Source organism: Micromonospora sp. C81 (assembly GCF_018070425.1).
Taxonomy (GTDB): Bacteria; Actinomycetota; Actinomycetes; order Mycobacteriales; family Micromonosporaceae; genus Micromonospora; species Micromonospora zamorensis.
This window is the reverse complement of sequence record NZ_JAGPXS010000006.1, coordinates 193,265-219,000: the sequence shown is the minus strand read 5'-3', so window position 1 is coordinate 219,000 and position 25,736 is coordinate 193,265. Positions and strand designations below refer to the sequence as shown.

At 73.7% G+C, this 25,736-nt stretch carries 2 protein-coding genes and 1 pseudogene; all 3 read right to left on the bottom strand.

The features are described from left to right. Positions 1-3: 3 nt before the first annotated feature. Positions 4-9,879, bottom strand: a pseudogene (locus KBX46_RS13425) (SDR family NAD(P)-dependent oxidoreductase); the annotation flags it as partial. Between the two features lie 36 nt (positions 9,880-9,915). Next, positions 9,916-19,293 (bottom strand): type I polyketide synthase, encoded by a 9,378-nt coding sequence (locus tag KBX46_RS13420; RefSeq protein ID WP_210792746.1) that lies wholly within the window; start codon positions 19,291-19,293, stop codon positions 9,916-9,918. A gap of 33 nt (positions 19,294-19,326) precedes the next feature. Then, the gene (locus tag KBX46_RS13415; RefSeq protein ID WP_374224972.1) at positions 19,327-25,704 is read right to left on the bottom strand and encodes a type I polyketide synthase; all 6,378 of its coding nucleotides are present in this window, start codon (positions 25,702-25,704) and stop codon (positions 19,327-19,329) included. Positions 25,705-25,736 lie beyond the last annotated feature (32 nt).

Sequence of the window (25,736 nt, the reverse complement as noted above, 5' to 3'; positions counted from 1 at the left end):
GCCCCAGGCCAGGGATTCGGCGGGCAGGCCGCGCGCTCTGCGGTGGCGGGCCAGCTCGTCGAGGAAGGCGTTTGCCGCCGCGTAGTTGCCCTGCCCCGCGCCGCCCAGCACGCCGGCCGCCGAGGAGAAGAGCACGAACCGGGCGATCTTGCGGTCTCGGGTCAGCACGTGCAGGTTCCACGCGGCGTCGGTCTTCGGCGCCAGTACGGTGTCGATACGCTCCGGGGTCAGCGCGGTGACGACACCGTCGTCGAGTGCGCCCGCGGCGTGCACGACGGTCAGTGGCCGGTCAGCCGGTATCCGGTCCAGGACCGCCGCGAGGGCGTCCCGGTCGGTGGCATCGCAGGCCTCCACTGTGACCTCGGCGCCGAGGTCGGTCAGGTCGGTGACCAGGTCGTCCACCCCGTCGGCGGAGCGTCCGCGACGTCCGGTCAGCACCAGCCGCCGGGCGCCGTGCTCGGTGACGAGATGCCGGGCGAGCAACCCGCCGAGGGTGCCGGTGCCGCCGGTGATCAGCACGGTGCCGTCCGGGTCGCCGGGGGTGATGTCCGCGCGCGGTTCCGGGGCGACCGGGACCGGCGCCAGGCGTGGTGCCAGCGGGCGGCCGGCGCGGACGACCACCTGCGGCTCGCCGGAGGCGACCGCCGGGACGGCCACCGCGAGTGAGGTGGGATCGTCGTCGAGGTCGAGCAGGACGAACCGGTCCGGGTTCTCGGCCTGGGCGGTGCGGATCAGGCCCCACGCGGCGGCCGCAGCCAGGTCACCGGCCGCATCGTCGGTGTTCGCCGCGACCGCGCCGCGGGTGACGACGACCAGGCGCGACGCGCCGAAGGCCGGCTCCGCGAGCCATCGCTGCACCAGGTCGAGCGCGAGCGTGGTGCTGTGCCGGGCGCCGACGCCGGGTTCGGCCGTCCGCAGTGGATCCGCTTCGAGCGTCACGAAGACCAGCTCGGGTACGGCCGGCGCGTTCGCCAGCGCGGCCAGGTCCGGGTACCCGGTCCCGGCGACACCGGTGAGCTGGTACGGGTCGGCGCCGACGACGGCGGTGGCCGGCGCGGTTGCGGGCAGCACCGGAGTCCAGTCCAGCCGGTACAGCGACTCGTGGTCGCCGCCACGGGCACTGGCCAGCCGGTCCGCCGAGACCGGCCGCATGATCAGCGAGTCGATCTCGGCGACCGGGGCGCCGGTGCTGTCGGCGACGGTGAACGAGACACCGACCGCGCCGGCCGGCTTGAGCCGGATCCGGAAGCTGGAGGAGCCGGTGGCGTGCAGCGAGATGCCACTCCAGACGAACGGCAAGCGGCTCCGTTCGGCGGGTTCACCGTCGCCCATCCGGGTCAGGAAGTTGTTGAGCGACATGGCCTGGAGCCCGGCGTCGAGCAGGGCCGGGTGCATGCCGTACGCGCCTGCGGCGGCCCGGCCCGACTCGGGCAGGGACAGTTCCGCGTAGACGTCGTCCTCGGTGACCCAGGCGGCGCGCAGGCCCTGGAACATCGGCCCGTAGTCGAACGCGGTCCGGCTGACGGCCTCGTAGAACTCGGTGAGGTCGACCGGCCGGGCGCCGGGCGGTGGCCAGGTGGTGAGGTCGGCCGGTGCGGCCGGATCGGCGGCGGTGCTGATCGCGCCGGTGGCGTGGTGGATCCAGCCGGTGGGGCTGAGCGCGTCGGCGGGCTCCCCGTCGTCGGAGCGGGAGCGGACGTTGAAGGCACGTCGGCCGTTGCCGTCCGGTGGGCCCACCCAGAGCTGTAGTTGGCGGGCGCCGCGCTCGGGCACGATCAGCGGGGTGAGCAGGGTGAGTTCTTCCAGCCGCCGGCATCCGGTCTGATTGGCGACGTGCAGGGCGAGTTCGACGAAGGCGGTGCCGGGCATGACGTTGGCGCCCATCACCTTGTGCTCGCCGAGCCACGGGTGGGCCTCGACGGAGAGCAGGCCGGTGAAGAGGACCCCGTCGGAGTCGAGCAGCGGGATGGCGGCGCCGAGCATCGGGTGGTTGGCGGCGCTGAGTCCGGCGGTGGCGATGTCGGCGGTGACCGGGAGGTTGACCTCGTCGACCCAGAACCGCTGGTGCTGGAACGGGTAGGTGGGCAGGTCGACGGTCCGGGTCGGCGGGACGACGGTGCTCCAGTCGACGGGGGCGCCCTGCACCCAGGCCTCGGCGAGGGCCCGCACCACCTGCCGGGGGCCGCCTTCGCCTCGGCGTAGCGTGCCGACGGCGGGAACGTCGGCGGTGTCGGCGATCGCGCCGGTGAGCACGGGGTGAGCGCTGACCTCGATGAAGATCCGGTGCCCGGCGGTGTACGCGGCCTGCACGGCCTGGTCGAGCCGCACCGGTTGACGCAGATTCTGATACCAGTAGCCGGCGTCCATCTGACCGCCGCCCTCGACGGTCGAGAACACCGGCACCGTCCCGGGTTGCGCTCGCACCCCGTCGAGCAGACGCGCCAGTTCCCCTTCCACGGGCTCGACCAGATCGCAGTGCGAGGCGTAATCCACCTTCACCCGCCTCGCCCGCACCCCGGCCGCCTCCGCAGCAGCCAGGAACGGATCCAGGTCGGCGCCGGCGACGGCGACGCTGGTCGGGCCGTTGACCACCGCGACACTGACCCCGTCGGTCAACAACGGGGTGACCACGTCCAGGCCGGCGTTGACCGACACCATCCCACCAGTGCCCGACAGCGCGAGGAGAGCTTGACTGCGCAACGCGACGACCTTGGCCGCGTCACTGAGCGACAGCACCCGGGCCACACAGGCCGCCGCGATTTCCCCCTGCGAATGACCGATCACCGCATCCGGCATCACACCCCTGGCCCGCCACACCTCGGCGAGAGAGACGTGCACCGCCCACAACACCGGCTGCACCACGTCGACACGCTCCAACGGATCGTCCGAGCGCAACACCTCCAGCAGATTCCAGTCCACGAACGGGTCCAGCGCCGCCGCGCACTCCGCGATCCGCGCCGCGAACACCGGCTCCGCATCCAACAACTCCACTGCCATACCAACCCACTGCGAACCCTGACCCGGGAACACGAACACCACACCGGCCGGGCGCGCCGCACCGGAGATCACCGTGCTGGACGGCAACCCGTCGGCCAAGGCCACGACGCCACTGCGGTGATCCGGACCGAGCACCACCGCCCGCTGGACGAACTGGGATCGGGCCACCAGCGAGTGAGCGATCTCGGCCGGGGCCGAACCAAGGTCGGTGAGCCGGCGGGCCTGGTCGGCGACAGCCTTGGCGGTACGCCCGGACAGCACCCACGGCACGTCCTGCGACACCACGGCCGGCTCGTCGACCGGCGCGGCCGGCGCCTCCTCGATGATCACGTGCGCGTTGGTGCCGGAAACACCGAACGACGAGACGCCGGCCCGGCGCGGACGCCCGTACGCCTCCCACGGCCGGGCGTCGGTGAGCAACTCGACCGCGCCTGCCGACCAGTCCACCTCGGGGGTGGGCTCGTCCACGTGCAGGGTGCGCGGCATCGTCTCGTTGCGGATCGCCGCGACCATCTTGATGATCCCGGCGACGCCGGCGGCGGCCTGCGCGTGCCCGATGTTCGACTTGATCGACCCGAGCCGCAGCGGCCGGTCCGCGGGCCGGCCCTGACCGTAGGTGGCGAGCAGCGCCTGTGCCTCGATCGGGTCGCCCAGCACCGTCCCGGTGCCGTGCGCCTCGACCACGTCGACGTCGGCGGTGCCCAGACCCGCGTTGGCCAGGGCAGCCCGGATGACGCGCTGCTGAGAGGGGCCGTTCGGGGCGGTCAGCCCGTTGGAGGCGCCGTCCTGGTTGATCGCGCTGCCCCGGACCACGGCGAGGACCTGGTGGCCGTTGCGCCGCGCGTCGGAGAGCCGTTCGACCACCAGGACGCCGGCGCCCTCGGCCCAGCCGATCCCGTCGGCGGACCCGGCGAACGACTTGCACCGACCGTCTGGGGCCAGCCCGCGCTGCTGGCTGAACGCGACGAACGCGGCCGGGGTCGCCATCACCATCACGCCACCGACCAGCGCGAGGGAGCACTCCCCCTGCCGCAGCGCCTGGGCCGCGAGGTGCAGGGCGACCAGCGACGAGGAGCAGGCGGTGTCCACCGACAGCGACGGCCCCTCCAACCCGAGCGCGTACGAGACACGACCGGAGATAACGCTGGCGGTGGTGCTGGTCAGGCCGAAACCGCCCACGCTGGACGGGTCACGGCCGAGCACGCCGCCGTAGTCCTGGCCGCTGGTGCCGGCGAACACGCCGGTCCGGCTGCCCCGCAACGACACCGGGTCGATGCCGGCCCGCTCGATCGCCTCCCAGGAGACCTCCAGGAGCACCCGCTGCTGCGGGTCCATCGCGACGGCCTCGCGGGGGCTGATCCCGAAGAACGCGGCGTCGAAGTCGGTGGCCCCGTCGAGGAAGCCGCCCTCCCGGACGTAGAAGCCACCCGGCCGGTCCGCGTCCGGGTCGTAGAGACCCGCGATGTCCCAGCCCCGGTCCTCCGGAACCCCGGTGATCCCGTCGCTGCCCAGGTCGACCAGCTGCCACAGGTCCTCGGGCGTCCGCACACCGCCGGGGTAGCGGCAGGCCATGCCGACGATGGCGATCGGCTCGTCCGCGGCGATCGCGGCCTCGGGGCTCGCCGGTGTCGGCGCCTCGATGCCGATCAGCTGGTCGTGCAGGTATCCGGCGAGAGCCTGCGGGGTCGGGTAGTCGAAGATGAGGGTGGCCGGCAGGCGCAGCCCGGTCGCACCGCCCAACTGGTTGCGGATCTCCACGGCGGTCAGCGAGTCGACGCCGAGTTCGGAGAGGGGTTGCTGCGGCGGGACGGCCGCCGGACCGGAGTGGCCCAGGACGGCGGCTGCCTGTCCGCGTACGAGATCGAGCAGTGCGCGCTCCCGGTCCGCCTCGGCGAGGGCGGCGAGGTGGGTGAGGAACGCGTTGCCGGCGCGGGTCTTGGTGCCCGGCCTGCCACCCGGCAGCCGGACCAGACCGCGCAGCAGCACCGGGACGCCGCCCTGGGCGGCCTGCGCGCGCAGCGCGGCGAAGTCCAGCCGGGCCGGCGCGACCACCGGTACGGAGGCGGCGATCGCCCTGTCGAAGAGCGCGAGCGCGTCGTCGGACGGCATCGAGACGATGCCGCCGCGGGCGATGCGGGAGAAGTGGGTGTCGTCCAGGTGCTCGGACATGCCACTGCGGGCGTCCCACAGGCCCCAGACCAGCGACACCGCGGGCAGCCCGGCGGCCCGCCGGTGCTGGGCGAGTGCGTCCAGGTAGGCGTTCGCCGCCGCGTAGTTGCCCTGCCCGCCGCCGCCGAGGGTCGCGGCGAGCGAGGAGAACAGGACGAACGCGCTGAGGTCCGCGTCCCGGGTCAGCTCGTGCAGGTGGTGGGCGGCATCGACCTTGGGCCGCAGCACCGCGCCGACCCGGTCCGGGGTGAGCGCGCTGACCACGCCGTCGTCGGAGACCCCGGCGACGTGCACCACGGCGGTCAGGGGATGCTCGGCGGGCACCGAGGCGAGCAGCGCGGCGACCGCGTCCCGGTCGGCGGTGTCGCAGGCCTCCAGGGTCACCGCGGCGCCCAGCCTGGTCAGTTCGGCGCACAGCTCGGCGGTGCCTTCGGCGGCGCCGCCACGGCGGCTGGTGAGCAGCAGGTGCCGCGCGCCGTGCCGGGTGACGAGGTGCCGGGCGAGCAGGCCGCCCAGGGTGCCGGTGGCACCGGTGATCAGAACGGTGCCGTCCGGGTCGAGCGGGCGCTGCGGCTCGCGGGCCGGGGCGAGCCGGGCCAGCCGGGGCACCCGTACCGTACCGCGCCGGACGGCGATCTGCGGTTCGCCGGAGGTGACCGCCTCGATCAGCCGGCCCGCGCTCTCCGGGTGCGCGTCCAGGTCGGCCAGGACGAAGCGCTCCGGGTTCTCCGACTGCGCCGAGCGGATCAGGCCCCAGACCGGGGCGGCGGACAGGTCGGTGACGTCCTCGTCCGGGCCTGCGGCGATCGCCCCGTGGGTGACCAGGACCAGCCGGGCCCCGTCGAAGGCCGGGTCGTCCAGCCAGTGCTGCGCGGTGACCAGCGCGGCGATGGTGGTGGTGTGGGTGGATCGCGGGTCCGGGTCCGTCCCGGAGCAGCCGGCCAGGACCAGGTCCGGGCGGTCGGCCCCACCGGCCACTGCGACACCGAGGGCCGCGAGGTCCGGGTAGCGGTCGACGCCGCGAGCGTCGAGTTCGGGCAGATCGTCGCCGAGGATCACGATCCGGCCCGGGTCGACGGCGGTGGTCGTGACGGCCGGCCAGTCGACGTGGAAGAGCGTGTCGTCGGTGGTGGCGAGTTGTTCGGCGGAGATGGGCCGCAGCGTGAGCACCCGCACCTCGGCGACCGGTGCGCCGGTGGCGTCCGCGACGGCGACGCTCACGTCGGCGTTCTCCGCGATCCGCACCCGGACCCGCAGGTCGGTGGCGCCGGCCGAGTGCAGGGCGACGTCGTTCCAGGCGAACGGAAGCCGGTTGCCCTGCTCGGTGGTGCGGGCCGGCAGCAGTCCGGTGGCGTGCATGGCCGCGTCGAGCAGCGCCGGGTGCAGACCGAAGTCCGCCGGGTCGGTGCCGCTGCCGTCCGGGATACGCACCTCGGCGTACGCGTACTCGCCGGCCACCCAGGCCCGCTGGAGCGCCTGGAACGCGGGTCCGTAGGTGAACCCCTGCGCGGCGAGCCTGTCGTAGAAGCCGGTCAGGTCGGCGGGGTGCGCCCCGGCCGGCGGCCAGTTGGCGAAGTCCCGCCAGTCTGTGGTGGACGCCTCGACGGCTTGGACCACACCGGCGGCGTGGCAGGTCCACGGCTTGTCCGGGTCGGTGACGTCGACCGCTCGGGAGTGGACGGTCACCGCGCGGGAGCCGTCGTCCTCGGCCGGGCCGACCCACACCTGAAGTTCGGTGTCGCCGCGCTCGGCCAGCACCAGCGGCGCCTGGAGGGTGAGTTCCCGCAGATGACCGCAGCCGACCTGCTCACCGGCGCGCAGCGCGAGTTCCACGAAACCGGTGCCGGGCACCAGCACGGTGCCCTGCACGGCGTGGTCGGCGAGCCAGGAGTGCTGCTCCAGGCTGAGACGGCCGGTGTAGAGGAAGCCGCCGCCGTCGGCGAGCGCGACGGCCGCGCCGAGCAGCGGGTGCCCGGCCGGGCGTACGCCCACGTTGGTCAGGTCGCCGGTCCATCGGCGGGAGGTGTCCGGCCAGTAGCGCTCGTGTTGGAAGGCGTAGGTGGGCAGGTGCACCGGCCGGCCGGCGGGGAGCACGGCACGCCAGTCCGGGGACACACCGTGCACGTGCAGGCGGCCGACCGCGGCGAGCAGGGCAACCGGTTCGGGGCGGTCCTTGCGCAGCGCGGCGACCACCACCTGACCGTCGGTCAGGCAGTCCTCGGCCAGAGCGGTGAGGGCGCCGCCCGGGCCGATCTCCAGCAGGGTGGTGACGCCGGCGTCCGCCAGCGCGGTGATGCCGTCGGCGAAGCGGACCGCGTCCCGGACGTGCCGCACCCAGTAGGCGGCGTCCTGTCGCTCGTCGAGCCGGCCGGTGACGTTGGAGACGATCGGGATTCGCGGTTCGTGATAGGTGATGCTCTCGGCGACCCGGCGGAAGTCGTCGAGCATCGGCTCCATCAGTGCCGAGTGGAAGGCGTGGCTCACGGTCAGCCGCTTGGCCTTGCCGAAGTGCGCGGCGACGGCCTCGACCGCGTCCTGCCGGCCGGAGAGCACGATCGAGCGCGGGCCGTTGACCGCAGCGATCGACACGCCCTCGGTCAGCAGCGGCAGCACCTCGGCCTCGGTGGCCCGAACCGCGATCATCGCCCCGCCCGAGGGCAGCGCCTGCATCAGCGTGCCGCGAGCGGCGACCAGGGTCGCGGCGTCGGCCAGGGACAGCACCCCCGCGACGTGCGCCGCGGCCAGCTCACCGACGGAGTGACCGATCAGGTGGTCGGGGACGATGCCCCAGGACTCGATCAGCCGGTACAACGCCACCTCGACGGCGAAGAGACCGGCCTGGGTGTAGGCGGTCTGGTCCAGCAGGCCGTCGGGGTTCTCCGCGATCACCTGGCGCAGCGGCTGCTCCAGGTGCGGCTGGAGCGCGTCGCAGACCTCGTCGAACGCCGCCGCGAAGACGGGGTACGCGGCGGCCAGCTCGGTGCCCATGCCGGCGCGCTGGGAGCCCTGGCCGGCGAAGAGAAAGGCGGTACGCGCGGTCCCCCGCTGGCCGACGAGCACTCCGGTGTCGAGGCGCCCCTCCGCCAGCGCCGCGAGCCGGTGCACCAGGTCGGCGCGGTCACCGGGCAGGAGCACAGCCCGGTGGTCGAACGTGCCGCGGGCGGTCGTCAGGGCGTACGCCAGGTCGCGCAGGTCGACCCGGTCGTCGCCGGCCACCCGGGCGAGCAGTTTCGCCGCCTGCGCCCGCAGTGCCCGTTCGGTACGCCCGGACAGCAACCACGGTCCGTCCGGCGTCGAGCTGACCGCCGGTGCGGGCGCGGTATCGTCCGCGACCTCCGGGGCCTGTTCGAGGACGACGTGCACGTTGGTGCCGCTGACCCCGAACGAGGAGACCGCCGAGCGGCGGGGCTCCCCGGTCCGCGGCCACGGTCGCCGGCTGGTGAGCAGCTCGACGGCGCCCTCGGACCAGTCGACCTGCGGGGTCGGCTCGTCCACGTGCAGCGTCTGCGGCAGGACACCGGCGCGCATCGCCAGGACCATCTTGATGATGCCGGCGACCCCGGCGGCGGCCTGGGTGTGCCCGAGGTTGGACTTGATCGAGCCGAGCCACAGCGGACGCTCCGGGTCGCGGTCCTTCCCGTAGGTGGCGATGAGGGCCTGCGCCTCGATGGGGTCGCCGAGGCTGGTGCCGGTGCCGTGCGCCTCGACCGTGTCGATCTGTGCCGGGGTGAGGCCGGCGTTGGCCAGTGCCCGTTGGATGACGCGCTGCTGCGCCGGGCCGTTCGGCGCGCTGAGCCCGTTGGATGCGCCGTCCTGGTTGACCGCCGAGCCGCGGATCACGGCGAGGATCGGGTGGCCGTTGCGTTGCGCGTCACTGAGCCGCTCCAGGACGAGCACGCCGGCGCCCTCCGCCCAGCCGGTGCCGTCGGCCGCGGCGGCGAACGCCTTGCACCGCCCGTCGCCGGACAGCCCGCCCTGGCGGGAGAACTCCAGGAACGCGCCGGGGGTGGCCATCACGGTGGCGCCGCCGGCCAACGCGAGCCCGCATTCCTGCTGGCGCAGGGCCTGTGCGGCGAGGTGCAGCGCCACCAGCGACGACGAGCACGCGGTGTCGACGGTGACCGCCGGGCCTTCCAGCCCGAGGCAGTACGAGACCCGGCCGGAGACCACAGCGGCGGCGTTGCCGGTGAGCAGGTGCCCTTCCAGTCCTTCGGAGGCGCCCAGCAGCAGCGTGCCGTAGTCCTGACCGGCGGTGCCGGCGAAGACACCGGTCTGGCTGCCCTTCAGCGTCGACGGGTCGATCCCGGCGTCCTCCAGGGCCTCCCAGGTGACCTCCAGCAGCATCCGCTGCTGCGGGTCCATGGCGGTGGCCTCGCGCGGCGAGATGCCGAAGAAGGCCGCGTCGAAGTCGGCCGCGTCGTAGACAAAGCCGGCCTGGCGGGCGTCGGAGGTGCCCGCCGCCCCGTCGCCGAACAGCGCGTCCAGGTCCCAGCCCCGGTCGTCCGGGAACTCGGCCATCGCGTCGCGTCCGTCGAGCAGCAGTTGCCACAGGTCCTCGGGGGCACGCACGTCGCCGGGGAAGCGGCAGCCCATGCCGATGATGGCGATGGGCTCCTGCTCGCCCGCCTCGACCTCGCGCAGCCGTTGCCGCGTCTGGTGCAGATCGGCGGTGACCCGCTTCAGATAGTCGAGGAGCTTGTCTTCAGTCAGCATCGCTTGCCAACCCCTCCGGATGCGCGCATCGTTCGGTCAGGACACCGAAAGTTGCGTGTCGATGAAGTCGAAGATCTCGTCGGCGCTGGCCGACTGGAGCTTCTCGGTGACGGTGTCGCCGCTGTGTTCGGTGGTTCCGTGCAGGTCGGCCAGGAGTGTCTGGAGCCGCGCGGTGAGCTGCGACCGCGCGCCCTTGTCGAGGGTTCGCCCGGCGATCAGCCCGGCGAGCCGGTCCACCTCGGCCAGCAGCGGCAGCTCGGCAGCCGAGTCACCGACGATCCGGCCCACCAGGTGTGCGGTGAGGGCCCGGGCGTTGGGGTGGTCGAAGGCCAGCGTCGCCGGGAGCTTGACGCCGGTCGCCACGCTGATCTGGTTGCGCAGCTGCACCGCCGTCAGCGAGTCGAAGCCCAGTTCCTTGAACGCCCGGTCCGGCTCTACCGCCGTGCTGTCCGGGTGGCCGAGCACCGAGGCCGCCTGGGCGCGGACCAGGTCGAGCAGGACGGCGTCCCGCTCGGCCGGGTCCAGACCGTCGATCCGGCGCAGCCAGGGCGCGCTCGACGGGTCGCCGGTGCCGGCGGCCACCGCGGCACGCACCGCGGGCAGGTCGCTGACCAGGCGCGGCGGGCCGGCCGGGTGCTGTTCGGTGAAGCGGTCCCAGGCGATGTCGGCCAGCACGATCCGGGTGTCGGCGTGATCGAGGACCTGACCCAGCGCGGTCAGGGCGGCCGGGGTGGGCAGCGGGGTGGTCGCGGGGCCGTCGGTGGCCTCGCTCTGCGCCCATCCGCTCCAGGCGATCGAGGTGGCGGGAAGGCCGGCGGCGGTGCGCCGGTCGGCCAGGGCGTCGAGGTACGCGTTCGTGGCGGCGTACGCGCCCTGCCCGGTGCTGCCGAGCGTCCCGGCGAGCGCCGAGAACAGCACGAACGCGGTCAGGTCGTGATCGCGGGTCAGCTCGTGCAGGTGACGGGCGCCGGTCGCCCGGCCGGCGGCGACGGCGGCCAGACGCGCACCGGTGAGTCCGGTCAGCAGGCCCGAGTCGCGGGTCCCCGCGAGGTGGAAGACGGCGGTCAGGTCGTCGATGCCGTCGAGCAGTCCGCGTACCGCGTCGCGGTCGGCGACGTCGCAGGCGGCGATGGTCACCCGGGCGCCGAGCTGTTCCAACTCGGTGCGCAGGTCACCGGCACCCGGGGCGTCCGGGCCTCGGCGGCTGGCCAGCACCAGGTGCTCGGCGCCGCGTCCGGCCAGCCAGCGGGCCACCTGTGCGCCGATCGCGCCGGTGCCACCGGTGATCAGTGTGGTGCCGGTCGGTGCCCATCCGGTCGTCGGCGCCGGGGCGTTGAGCGGCGCCGGTCGCAGGCGGCGGGCGACCGCCCCCGCGGACCGGATGGCCACCTGGTTCTCGCCGGTTGAACCCGGCTCGCCGCGAAGGGTGACGGCGAGCCGGGTTCCGGCCACCGGGTCGAGAGTGTCGGGCAGATCGATCAGCCCGCCGAAGCGCTGCGGGTCCTCGGCCTCGAGTACGGGTCCAAGGCCCCAGAGCATCGCCTGGGCCGGATGCGGCACGTCCTCGCCGGGGGCGACGGCAACCGCCCCACGGGTGACGCACCACAGTTTCGCCGGGGAACCGATGTCGCCGAGCGTCTGCAGCAGCGTCAGCGTGGCGGTCGTCCCGGTGGTGATCTGCTGGTTCTCTCGATCCGGACGTTGGTCGAGCGCGAGCAGCGACAGGACGCCGGCGAGCGGGATGTCGATGTCGGAGAGCCGGTTGAGCAGACTGGCCAGCTCGGCGCGCTCGGTGGTGGCGGGTGCGATCTCCAGGACCTCCGCGCCGTGCTCGCGCAGGGCGGCGGCGCAGTCGGTGGCGATCCGGTGTTGGTCGGTGGTGTCCGGTACGACGAGCAGCCAGGTGCCGTCGAGCCGGGGCGGTGTGCCGGCGTCCGGGATGGGGGTCCAGCCGACGGTGTGGCGCCAGGTGTCGGTGGTGTCCCTCTCCCTGCGGGCGCGCCGCCAGGTGGCGAGCGCGGGCAGCAGGTCGCCGCCGTCGCCGGTGATGCCCAGTGGGCTGAGGTCGCCGTCCTCGACGGCCTTCCAGAACTCGCTGTCCACCGGGTCGATGGCGCTCATCGCGCCTCCGCCAGAGGGCCAGTAGCGCTGGTGCTGGAACGGGTAGGTGGGCAGGTCGACGACCCGGGTGGCCGGGATGACGGTGCTCCAGTCGACCGGGGCTCCCTGCACCCAGGCCTCGGCCAGCGACCGTACGACCTGGTCGGTGCCACCGGCGTCGCGGCGCAGGGTGCCGATCGTGGCCGCGTCCACAGTGTCGGCGATCGCGCCGGTGAGCACCGGGTGGGCGCTGACCTCGATGAAGATCCGGTGACCGGCGGCGTACGCGGCCTCGACGGCCAGGTCCAGGCGCACCGGCTGGCGTAGGTTGCGGTACCAGTAGGCGGCGTCCATCGTGGCGCCGTCCTGAACGGTGGAGAACACCGGCAGCGCACCGGCCAGTGGCGTGACACCGTCGAGCAGGCGGGCCAGCTCGGCCTCGACCGGCTCGACCAGGGCGCAGTGCGAGGCGTAGTCGACCTTCACCCGCCTGGCGCGTACGCCGGCTGCCTCCGCGACGGCCAGGAAGACATCGAGGCTGTCCGGAACCCCGGCGACGACCACGCTGGTGGGGCCGTTGACGGCCGCGACGCTCACGCCGTCAGGAAGCAACCTGGTGACCACGTCCAGGCCGGCGTTGACCGAGACCATGCCGCCCGTGCCGGCGATCGTCAGCAGCGCCCTGCTGCGCAGCGCGACCACCTTGGCGGCATCGCCGAGGGAGAGGACCCCGGCGACACAGGCCGCCGCGATCTCACCCTGCGAGTGACCGATCACCGCGTCCGGCACGACACCCCTGGCCCGCCAGACGTCGGCGAGGGCGACGTTGACCGCCCAGAGGACGGGCTGCACGACGTCCACCCGCTCCAGCCACCGCGGGTCGTCGGAGCGCAGGACGTCGAGCAGGTTCCAGTCGACGAACGCGTCCAGGGCCGCGGCGCACTCGGCGATCCGGGCCGCGAAGACCGGCTCGGCGTCGAGCAGGCCCACCGCCATGCCGATCCACTGTGAACCCTGGCCGGGGAAGACGAAGACGACCTCCGCGTCGGGGTACGTCGACCCGGAGATAACCGAGCTGGACGGCAGACCGTTGACCAGCGCGTCCAGACCGGGCGCGTGGTCCGGGCCGAGCACGACGGCCCGCTGGCTGAACGCCGAGCGGGTCGCGGCCAGCGAGTAGGCCACCTCTCCGGGTGCGGCGTCCAGCGCGGCGAGCCGCTGGGCCTGGTCGGCGATCGCCTTCGCGGTGCGCCCGGTCAGCAACCACGGCACGTCCGACGTCGTCGCGGTGACCTCGTCGGCGTCCACGGCCGGCGCTTCCTCGATGATCACGTGAGCGTTGGTGCCGGAGACGCCGAACGAGGAGACACCGGCCCGACGCGGGCGCTCGCCCGCACTCCACGGCCGCGCCTCGGTGAGCAGCTCCACCGCGCCGTCGGACCAGTCCACCTGCGGCGTCGGCTCGTCCACGTGCAGAGTCCGCGGCAGGGTCCCGTGGCGCAGCGCCTCGACTATCTTGATGATGCCGGCGACACCGGCGGCGGCCTGGGTGTGCCCGATGTTCGACTTGACCGACCCGAGCCACAGCGGCTGGTCGGCGGGACGTTCCTGACCGTAGGTGGCGAGCAGCGCCTGGGCCTCGATCGGGTCGCCGAGCCGGGTGCCGGTGCCGTGCGCCTCGACCACGTCGACATCTGCGGCGGACAATCCGGAATTGGCGAGAGCGGCCCGGATGACGCGTTGTTGGGAGGGCCCGTTCGGCGCGGTCAGACCATTCGAGGCACCGTCCTGATTGACAGCGGAACCGCGGACCACAGCGAGTACGCGGTGACCGTTTCGGCGCGCGTCGGAAAGCCTCTCCACGAGAAGCATTCCGACGCCCTCGGAGAATCCGGTGCCGTCGGCGGCACCCGCGAAGGCCTTGCAGCGCCCGTCGGCGGCCAGGCCCCGCTGACGGGAGAAACCGACGAACAACGACGGGGTGGCCATCACTGTCACACCACCGGCCAGGGCGAGATCGCACTCGCCGCTGCGCAGGGCCTGCGCAGCGAGATGCAGCGCCACCAGCGACGACGAGCAGGCCGTGTCGACGGTGACCGCAGGGCCCTCCAGGCCCAGGACGTAGGACACCCGGCCGGACAGGACCGCGCCGGCGTTGCCGGTGGCCAGGTAGCCCTCCAAGCCTTCGGAGGCGCCGAACAGCACGGCCGAATAGTCGGAGCCGTTGGTGCCGGCGAAGACGCCCGTACGCGAACCGGCGAGTGCCGCCGGGTCGATTCCGGCGCGCTCGACGGCCTCCCACGAGGCTTCCAACAACAGCCGCTGCTGAGGATCCATCGCTAATGCCTCACGCGGATTGACACCAAAGAATTCGGCATCGAACTCACCTACGTCGTAGAGGAACCCGCCATTCCGGGTGTATGTGGTCCCAGCGTTGTCGGGATCGGGATCGAACAACACCCCTAAATCCCAGCCCCGATCCGTAGGAAACGCGCCCATGCCGTCGCCGTCCGCGCTGACCAGCCGCCACAGGTCCTCCGGCGAGCCGACGCCGCCCGGGTAGCGGCAGCTCATGCCGACGATGGCGATCGGCTCGTCGACCGCCACCGGGGTCGTCGGGGTCGGGGTGGCTGGTCCCGGGTCGGTGTCCACTAGCTGTTCCCGCAGACGGGCGCTGAGGGCGTGCGGCGACGGGTGGTCGAAGACCATGGTGGCCGGCAGGCGCAGGCCGGTGGCGCGGGCCAGCCGGTTGCGCAGCTCGACGCCGGTCACCGAGTCGAAGCCGAGTTCCTGGAAGGTGCGGCGCGGCTCGACCGCCTCCGGTGACGGGTAGCTGAGCACCGCGGCCACCTGGGCGCGGACCAGGTCGAGCAGCGTGCGCCGCTGGTCCGCCTCGGACTGGCCGGCGAGCTGCCGGGCGTACCCGTTGGTGGGTGTCGCGGCCGGGTCGTCGGCCGCGGTCGTCGCGGCGCGCGACAGCAGTTCCCGCACCTCGGGCACCACGTCGAGCAGCGGGGCCGCCCGGGTGGCGGTGAAGGCGACGAAGTACCGCTCCCAGGCGATGTCGGCGATGGTCAGGTACGTCTCGTCGTGGTCGACCGCGCCGCGCAGCGCCTCGATGGCGAGCGATGGTTGCATGCCGGGCATCCCGTGCCGGTCGAGCAGGTCGCCGAATCGGCCGTCGGCGAGGCCGCCGCCGTCCCAGGCGCCCCAGGCCACCGAGAGGGCGTGCCGGCCGGTGGCGCGACGCTGCTGGGCGAGCGCGTCGAGGTAGGCGTTGGCCGGGGCGTAGTTGCCCACGCCGGAGCTGGCGAGGGTGCCGGCCACCGACGAGCAGAGCATGAAGACGGCGAGGTCCAGCTCACGGGTCAGCTCGTCCAGGTTTGTCGCGGCGGTCATCTTGGCGTGCAGGGCACGCGACATCCGGTCGACGTCGAGGGCGTCGACGACGGTGTCGTCGATGGCGGCGGCGGTGTGCACGACGGCGGTCAACGGGTGCGCGGCCGGCACGTCCGCGAGGACCCGGGCCAGCGCGTCCCGGTCGCCGGCGTCGCAGGCCACCACGGAGACCGTGGTGCCCAGTCCGGTGAGTTCGGCGGCGAGGTCGGCGGCGCCCGGCGCGTCCGGTCCACGGCGGCTGAGCAGCAGCAGGTGCCCGGCTCCGGAGCGGGCCAGCCAGCGGGCGATGTGGCCACCCAGCGCGCCGGTGCCGCCGGTGATCAGGACGGTGCCCTCGGGGTTCCAGCGGCGGGTCGGGGTCGTCTCGGCGAGCGGCGCGCGGACCAGGCGGCGGCCGAAGACGCCGCTGCTGCGCAGTGCAACCTGGTCCTCGCCGGTGGCGCCGGAGACGACTGTGGCGAGCAGTCGTCGGGTGCGGTCGTCCAGTTCGGCCGGGACGTCGACGAGCCCACCCCACCGGTCCGGGTGCTCCAGCGCGGCGACCCGCCCGAAGCCCCAGACCAGGGCCTGGGCCGGGTTGGTGACCGGGTCGGTACGACCGACCGACACCGCCCCCGAGGTGGCGCACCACAGGGGCGCACCGAGGTCGGCGATCCCGAGTGCCTGGGTGAGCGCGACAGTGGCGGCGAAGCCGGCCGGCACGTCCGGGTGGTCCGGCAGCGGTTGCTCGTCCAGGGCGAGCAGGGAGAGGATGCCTCCGGGCTGCGCGCCGCGCAGGGTGTCGGCCAGCGAGTCCCGGTCGGCGGTGCGGGTGTCGAGCTCGACGGCGATGACCCCGGCGGCGTGCTGGCCGAGGGCGTCGAGGGCCGCGGTGACCCGGTCGTCGTCGCGCCGCCCGGCGGGCACCAGGACCAGCCAGGTGCCGGCGGGGGCGCCATCGGCGCCTCCCGGGTGCGGGCGCCACGCGATGTGGTACCGCCAGGAGTCGACGGTCGCCTGGTCGCGACTGCCCCGGTGCCACGAGGTGAGGCTGGGCAGGATCGGCTCGACCACCTCACCTCCGACCCCGAGGGTGGCGGTGAGCGCGTCGACGTCGGCCCGATCCACGGCCGCCCAGAAGCCGGCCTCGGCCGGGGTGCCGCTGCCGGTGCCGGTGCTCGGGTCGGCGGCGCCGAACTCCACCTCCAGCCAGAAGCGCTGGTGCTGGAACGGGTAGGTGGGCAGGGCGACGGTACGCGCGCCGGGGAACACCGCCGGCCAGTCCAGTCGGACGCCGTGCACGTGGGCCTCGGCCAGTGACCGGGTGAAACGGTCGAGGCCGCCCTCGTCCCGTCGCAGGCTGCCGATGACCGCGGCGGCGTCGTCGTCCGTGCCGCCGAGCAGTTCGGTGAGCCCGCCGGTCAGGACGGGGTGCGGGCTGCACTCGATGAAGACGGTGTGCCCGTCGGCGCGCAGGCGTTCCACGGTCTGCGCGAAGAGGACCTGCTGGCGCAGGTTGCGGAACCAGTAGTCGCCGTCCACAGTCGTGGTGTCCAGCGGCTCGCCGGTGACAGTGGAGTAGAAGGGGATGACCGCCGGGCCGGGCGTGAGCCCTTCCAGGGCGGCCAGCACGGCGTCGCGGATCCGCTCCACGTGGGCGGAGTGCGAGGCGTAGTCCACGTTGATCCGCCGGGCTCGTACGCCGTCGCGCTCGCACTCGGCGAGCAGCTCGTCCAGGGCGTCCGCGTCGCCGGCGACGACCACCGACGCCGGCCCGTTGACCGCGGCGACGCTGATCCGACCGGGGTAGGTCTCCAGTCGTCGCCGCACCGCCTCGGCGGGGGCCGCGACCGAGACCATGCCGCCGAGCCCGGACAGCGCCGACAGGGCCTGGCTGCGCAGCGCGACGACCTTTGCGCCGTCCTCCAGGGACAGTGCGCCGGCGACGACCGCGGCGGCGATCTCGCCCTGGGAGTGGCCGACGACCGCGGCCGGGGTGACACCGTACGAGCGCCACAGCTCGGCGAGCGAGACCATGACCGCCCAGAGCGCGGGCTGCACCACGTCGACAGGCTTCAGCACGGCCGGGTCGGTGGAGCGCAGCACGTCGAGCAGGGACCACTCGGTGTGCGGCCGCAGAGCCGCGGCGCACTGCTCGATCCGCGCGGCGAACACCGGCGCGTTGTCCATCAGCTCGGCGGCCATCCCCACCCACTGGGAGCCCTGGCCGGGGAAGACCAGCACCGCGCCGGTTGCCTCACCCCGGGAGGCGTACGCGTCCGCGGTGTCCGGCCCCTGGTCGGCGAGCGCGTCCAGGCGCTGGCGCAGGCTCGCCAGGTCGCGGCCGACCAGCACGGCCCGGTGTTCCAGGGCGGCCCGGGTGGTGGCCAGGGAGAAACCGACGTCCGCCGGATCGACGGGTCCGGCGGTGTCCAGGTGGGTGGCGAGGCGGCGGGCCTGGTCGCGCAACGCCGCCTCGGTACGCCCGGACAGCACCCAGGGCAGGGCCCCTCCGGCCGGCACCGGGGTCACCGGCTCCGACGACGGGGCGGGGGCCTCCTCCAGGATCACGTGCGCGTTGGTGCCGCTGACCCCGAAGGCCGACACACCACCGCGCCGGGGCAGCCCGGTGTCCGGCCACGGCAGGCGTTCGGTGGCCAGCGCGACAGTGCCCGCCGACCAGTCGACCTGCGGGGTGGGCTCGTCGACGTGCAGGGTGGGCGGGACCACGCCGTGCTGGATGGCCAACGCCATCTTCATCATGCCGGCGATGCCGGCGGCGGCCTGGGTGTGGCCGATGTTCGACTTGACCGATCCGATCAGCAGGGGCCGCTCGGCGGCGCGCTGCTTGCCGTAGGTGGCGATCAGGGCCTGCGCCTCGATCGGGTCGCCGAGGGTGGTGCCGGTGCCGTGGGTCTCGACCACGTCGACCTGCGCTGCGGTCAGCTTCGCGTCGGCGAGCGCCTGACGGATCATGCGCTGCTGGGCGGGGCCGTTCGGGGCGGTGAGACCGTTGGACGCGCCGTCCTGGTTGAGGGCGCTGCCGCGGACCACAGCGATGACCGGGTGGCCCCGGCGCTGCGCGTCGGAGAGCTTCTCCAGCAGCACCAGGCCGACGCCCTCGGCCCAGCCGGTGCCGTCGGCGGACGCGGCGAACGGCTTGCAGCGGCCGTCGCGGGCCAGGCCACGCTGCCGGCTGAACTCCACGAACGGGGTCGGCGTCGACATGATCGCGACGCCACCGGCGAGGGCCAGGGAACACTCGTCTCGGCGCAGCGCCTGGGCCGCCAGGTGCACGGCGACCAGCGACGACGAGCAGGCGGTGTCGATCGTGACGGCCGGCCCCTCCAGGCCGAGGGAGTACGCGATCCGCCCGGACACCACGCTGGTCGAGCTGCCGGTGAGCAACTGCCCCTCGATGGCGTCCGGCGCGCTCATCAGCACCCGGGCGCTGTAGTCCTGCATGGTGACGCCCGCGTAGACACCGGTGCTGGTGCCGCGCAGCGACAGCGGGTCGATCCCGGCGCGTTCGAAGGTCTCCCACGCCGACTCGAGCAGCAGTCGCTGCTGCGGGTCCATGGTGAGCGCCTCGCGCGGCGAGATCCCGAAGAACGCGGCGTCGAACTCGCCGACCTCGTCGATGAACCCGCCATGCCTGGTGTACGTGGTGCCGCGGTGCTCCGGGTCGGGGTCGTAGAGCTCCTCCACGTTCCATCCCCGGTCGGCGGGGAACTCGGTGATGCCGTCCCGACCGTCGGCGAGCATCCGCCACAGCTGTTCCGGGCTGTTCACACCGCCCGGGAAGCGGCAGCTCATCGCGACGATCGCGATGGGCTCCTGGTCGCGTGACTCGACGGCCTGCAGCTGACGCTTGGTGCGCCGCAGATCAGCGGTGACCTTCTTGAGGTAGTCGAGAAGCTGCTGCTCATCGGCCATCGTTCGGCCCTCCCCTAGGACGGAAGTGGTGGATCACGGGAATTCGAGTTCGTTGTCGATCAGGTCGAAGATGTCCTCGGCGGAGGCGCTGTCGAGGTCGGCGTCGTCGGACGTCGCCGCGGCGGGCACGGCCGAGGCCGGTTCCACGGCGGCGAGAAGTTCCCGCAGCCGGGCCGTGATGCCGGTGCCGGCCAGCGCCTCGGCGTCCAGCGCCGAGATGGCGCCGGTCAGTCGGTCGAACGCGACGTGCACGGCGTTGCCGTCCGGCTCGGCGCCGGTGGTGAGTTCCTTGCCCAGGTGCTCGGCGAGCGCCTGCGCGTTCGGGTAGTCGAAGACGAGCGTGGCGGGCAGCCGCAGCCCGGTCGCGCCGTTGAGCCGGTTACGCAGCTCGACGGCGGTCAGCGAGTCGAAGCCGAGTTCCTTGAAGGCGCGGGTGGCTTCGATCGGCTCCGAGGCGGGGCGGCCGAGGACCACTGTGGCGTGCCCGCGTACCAGATCGAGCAGGATCCGCTGCTGGTCCGCCGCGCCCAGCCCGGCCAGCCGCCGACCCAGGTCGTCGCCGGTCTCGACGGCGGCGGCCGCTGCCCGGCGGGCCGGGGCCCGCACCAGGCCACGCAGCAGTGGCGCCACGGCGCCGCCCTGCCCGCGCAGGATCCCGGTGTCGATGTTCGCCGGGACCAGGATCGCCTCGTCGTGCCGTAGTGCCGCGTCCAGCAGGGCGAGCCCCTGCCCGGCGGTGAGCGGGGCCATCCCACCGCGGGCCATCCGGGCGTGGTCGGTCGCGTCCAGGTGACCGGTCATTCCACTGGCGTCGGCCCACAGGCCCCAGGCCAGCGCCACCGCGGGTAGTCCCTGGTCGCGCCGGTGCTGGGCGAGGGCGTCGAGGAACGTGTTCGCCGCCGCGTAGTTGGCCTGCCCGGCGCCGCCGAACGTGCCGGCGCCGGCGGAGAAGAGGACGAACTCGGCGACCGGCGCCGTGCGGGTCAGCTCGTGCAGATGCCAGGCGGCGTCCACCTTGGGCCGCATCACCTCGTCCAGGCGCTCCGGTGTCAGCGAGCCGACCACACCGTCGGCGAGGACGCCGGCCGCGTGCACCACAGTGCTGAGCGGGTGCTCGGGCGGGATGTCAGCGAGCAGCCCGGCCAGGGCGTCCCGGTCGGCGGTGTCGCAGGCGACGACCCGGGCCTGGGCGCCCAGCTCGGCGAGTTCCGCGCACAGCTCGGCGGCGCCGGGAGCCTGCGGACCGCGCCGGCTGGTGAGCAGCAGGTGCCGGCGGCCCTGTCGGGCGAAGTGCCGGGCCATCAGGGCGCCGAGCGTGCCGGTGCCGCCAGTGATCAGCACGGTGCCCTCGGGGTTCGGCCGGGGCGGCAGGGTGAGGGCGATCTTGCCAATGTGCCGGGCCTGGCTGAGGAAGCGGAACGCCTCCGGCGCGCGACGCAGGTCCCAGGTGCGCAGCGGCATCGGGCGCAGGTGCCCGGCCGCGAAGAGTGCGATCAGGTCGGTCCAGATCTCGCGGATCCGCTCGCCGCCGGCCTCGATGAGGTCGAACGCCTGGTAGCCGACGCCGGGGTGCTCGGCGGCCACGGTGTCGGCGTTGCGGATGTCGGTCTTGCCCATCTCGACGAACCGCCCCCCGCGGGGCAGCAGCCGCAGCGACGCGTCGATGAACTCACCGGCCAGGGAGTCGAGGACCACGTCGACGCCGCGACCGTCGGTCGCCGCGAGGATGCGCTGCTCGAAGTCTAGGCTGCGCGACGAGGCGATCCGGTCGTCGGCGAAGCCGTTGGCGCGCAGCACGTCCCACTTGCCGGGGCTGGCGGTGCCGAACACGTCGGCGCCGAAGTGCCGGGCGAGTTGAACGGCGGCCATGCCGACGCCGCCGGTCGCGGCGTGCACCAGCACCGACTGCCCGGCACGGAGGTGGCCGGCGTCGACCAGGCCGTAGTAGGCGGTGAGGAACGCGACCGGCACGGTGGCGGCGACCGGGTACGACCAGTCGTCGGGGACCTTGGCGATCATCCGGTGGTCGGTGACGCCGATCGGTGCCATCGAGCCGGAGAAGAGGCCCATCACGCGGTCGCCGACGGCGTAGCCGCTCACACCCGGCCCCACCTCGACGATCTCACCGGCCGCCTCGTTGCCGAGCACCTGCTGGTCGGGAACCATGCCGAGGGTCAGCACCACGTCCCGGAAGTTCAGGCCGCTGGCGTGGATGCGGACGCGCACGTGACCGTCCGGCAGGTCCCAGCCGATCTCCGGGCAGGGCAGCAGCTCCAGGTTGTCGAAGGTGCCCCGCTCGCGTACGTCGAGGCGCCACGGCTCGTCGCCGTCCGGCAGGACCAGGGCGGAGGTGGTCGCGGCGCGGGCCAGCCGCAGCGCGTGCGCGGTGCCACCCCGCAGCGCGACCTGCGGTTCCCCGGTGCCGGTCGCGGTGACCAGCGCGGCCGCCGAGGCGGCATCGCCGTCCAGGTCGGCGAGCTGGAGCCGGTCCGGGTTCTCCGCCTGCGCGGCGCGGATCAGACCCCACAGGGGGGCGTGCACCAGGTCCTCGATCGGGTCCTCGGGGCCGGTCGACACGGCATGGCGGGTCACCACCACGAGCCGTGCGTCCGGGCCGGCGAGCCAGTCCTGCAACAGGGCGAGGAAGGAGTGCGTCGCGCTGGTCGCGGCCGTGGCGACGGCACCCGCGGTGCCGCCCGGGCCGAGGGGCGCGATGACCAGGTCGGGGCGCCGGCTCCCGTCGTCGGCGACATCGGCGTACGCCACGACGTCGTGCCCGGCCTCCGCGAGGGCAGCGGACACGCCGATCTCGTCGGCGCCGAGGATCGCGACGAGGGCCGGAGCACTGTCGGCGGGAAGGGTCAGCGGGGTCCAGTCGAGACGGAACAGCGAGTCCCGGGCCGGGTCGTCGGCCGCCTCCAGGGCGCCTGAGGCGATCGGGCGCAGCACGAGCGAGGCGATCGACAGGACCGGGCTGCCGGTCTGGTCGGCGGCGAGCACCGAGACGGTGTCGGCGCCCAGCGGACGCAGCCGGACGCGCAGCACCTCCGCACCGGAGGCGAACAGGTCCACGTCGGTCCAGGAGAACGGCAGCAGCCCGCCCTGTTCCGGGCCGGCCGGTCCGAGGGCCAGGCCGATCGGGTGCAGTGCCGCGTCGAGCAGCGCCGGGTGCAGCCCGTACGCGTCGGCGTCGGTCCCCCGGGGCAGGGCGACCTCGGCGTACACGTCGTCGTCGGAGCGCCAGATCGCCCGCAGTCCCTGGAACGCCGGGCCGTAGCCGTAGCCACGGGCTTCCAGGTCCGGATAGAAGCTGTCCACCGGCACGGCTTGCGCGCCGGCCGGCGGCCAGACCGGGAGAGGTTCCGGGGCTTCCGGTCGGGTGGTGCTGAGCAGACCTGTCGCATGCCGGGTCCACTGCTGTTCGGCGTCGGCGGTGTCCGGCCGGGCGTAGAGGGTGAACGTGCGGTCCGGCCCGTCCCCGGCGGCGTCGACCACCGCCTGTAGTGCCACACCGGCCTGGTCGGGCACGATCAGCGGCCGTTCCAGGGTGAGGTCGGCGACGATCGCGCAGCCGAGCTGGTCGCCGATCCGGATGGCCAGGTCGAGCAGCGCGGTGCCGGGGACCACCAGGCGGCCGGAGACGCGGTGGTCGGCGAGCCACGGGTGCGTGGTGAGGGATAGCCGCCCGGCGAAGATCGTGCCGTCGGCCCCGGCGAGTCCGAGGGCCGCGCCGAGGACCGGGTGGGTGACGGGGGCCAGGCCGAAGGCCGAGGCGTCGCCGTGCGGCCGGGTGCTGGGGCGCGGCCAGTAGCGCTGGGTCTGGAAGGCGTACGTGGGCAGTTCCACGACGGGGGCTGCCGGGATGACGGTGTGCCAGTCGACGGGTGCGCCGCGCACCCACGCCTCGGCCAACGACCGGACGACCTGCTCGGGCCCACCCTCGCCACGACGCAAGGTGCCTACTGTGGCCACCTCGGCGGTGTCGGCGATCGCTCCGGTGAGCACCGGGTGCGCGCTGACCTCGATGAAGATCCGGTGCCCCGCCGCATAGGCCGCCGCGACCGCCAGATCCAGGCGCACCGGCTGACGCAGATTGCGGTACCAGTAGCCGGCGTCCATCTGACCGCCGTCCTCGACCGTGGAGAACACCGGCACCGCACCGGGCTGAGGTTGCACCCCGTCCAGGACACGGGCCAACTCCGCCTCCACCGGCTCCACCAGAGCGCAGTGCGAGGCGTAGTCCACCTTGACCCGCCTCGCCCGCACCCCGGCCGCCTCCGCGGCGGCCAGGAACGCATCCAGGTCAGCACCCGCCACGGCGACACTGGTCGGACCATTGACCACCGCGACGCTCACACCCTCGGTCAACAGAGGTGTGACCACGTCCAGGCCGGCGTTGACCGACACCATCCCACCAGTGCCCGACAACGCGAGCAGCGCTTGGCTGCGCAACGCGACGACCTTGGCCGCGTCACTGAGTGACAGCACCCCGGCCACACAGGCCGCCGCGATCTCACCCTGCGAATGACCGATCACCGCATCCGGCATCACACCCCTGGCCCGCCACACCTCCGCGAGGGACACGTGCACCGCCCACAGGACCGGCTGCACCACATCCACCCGCTCCAACGGATCGTCGGACCGCAACACCTCCAGCAGGTTCCAGTCCACGAACGGATCCAAGGCCGCCGCGCACTCCGCGATCCGCGCCGCGAACACCGGCTCCGCATCCAACAACCCCGTGGCCATGCCGACCCACTGCGAACCCTGACCCGGGAACACGAACACCACACCCGAGTCCGGGTGGGCCGAACCGGAGACGACCGAGCCCGACGGGACACCATCCGCCAGCGCCTGCGCCCCACCGGTGACGTCCGGACCCAGCACCACCGCCCGGTGATCGAACACCGACCGGGACGACAGCAACGAATACGCCACCGACGACGCGTCCGCCGCCACTGTCGACAACCGCGCGGCCTGATCAGCGACCGCAGCCGCCGTACGCCCCGACAGCAGCCACGGCGCACCCGACCCCGTCACCTCTACCGGTGCGACAGTCGGCGCGGCCGGCGGCTCCTCGATGATCACGTGGGCGTTGGTGCCGGACATGCCGAACGACGACACCCCGGCCCGGCGCGGGCGCTCCCCCGCCGGCCACGGCCGCGCGTCCACCAGCAGCTCCACCGCACCCGCCGACCAGTCCACGTCGGGCGTCGGCTCGTCGACGTGCAGGGTGCGCGGCATCGTCTCGTGCCGCATGGCGTGGACGACCTTGATGATGCCGGCGACACCGGCGGCGGCCTGCGCGTGACCCATGTTCGACTTGATCGAGCCGAGCCACAGCGGTTGGTCGGCGGCCCGCTCCTGACCGTAGGTCGCCAGCAGCGCCTGGGCCTCGATCGGGTCACCGAGGGTGGTGCCGGTGCCGTGCGCCTCCACCATGTCCACGTCGGCCGCGGAGAGCCCGGCGGCGGCGAGTGCCTGGAGGATCACCCGTTCCTGGGCGGGCCCGTTGGGCGCGGTCAGTCCGTTCGAGGCGCCGTCCTGGTTGACCGCGGTGCCCCGGACCACGGCGAGCACCCGGTGCCCGTTGCGGACCGCGTCGGAGAGTCGCTCCACCAGCAGCATGCCGGCGCCCTCGGCCCAGCCGGTGCCGTCGGCGGCGGCGGCGAACGCCTTGCACCGACCGTCACCGGCGAGGCCGCCCTGGCGGGAGAACTCGACGAACGTGCCGGGGGTGGCCATCACGACCGCGCCGCCGGCCAGCGCGAGGGTGCACTCACCACGTCGCAGTGCCTGTGCGGCCAGGTGCAGTGCCACCAGCGACGACGAGCAGGCCGTGTCGACGGTGACCGCCGGCCCTTCCAGGCCCAGCGTGTAGGCGACCCGCCCGGACGCGACGCTGGCCGCGTTGCCGGTGGCCAGGTAACCGTCGAGGCCGTCGTCGGCGGCGCCCATCAGCAGCGTCGAGTAGTCGTGTGAGTTGGTGCCCGCGAACACACCGGTCCGCGACCCGGACAGCGACGCCGGGTCGATGCCGGCCCGCTCGATGGCCTCCCACGACACCTCCAGCAGGAGCCGCTGCTGCGGGTCCATCGCCAGGGCCTCGCGAGGGCTGATCCCGAAGAACGCGGCGTCGAAGTCGGCGACGGCGTCGACGAACCCGCCCTGCGCGGTGTGCGAAGAGCCCCGGTCGTCCGGGTCGCCGGCCAGGGCGGCCAGGTCCCAGCCACGGTCGTCGGGCAGCCCGGAGACCACGTCGGCGCCGTCGGCGACGATCCGCCAGAGGTCCGCCGGGGTGCTGATCCCGCCCGGGTAGCGGCAGGCCATCCCGACGATCGCGATCGGCTCGCGGTCCGCGGCTTCGAGGTCGCGCACCTGGTCGCGGGTGCGCTGCAGTTCGTTGATCACCTTTTTGAGGGATTCGCGCAGGCGTAGTTCGT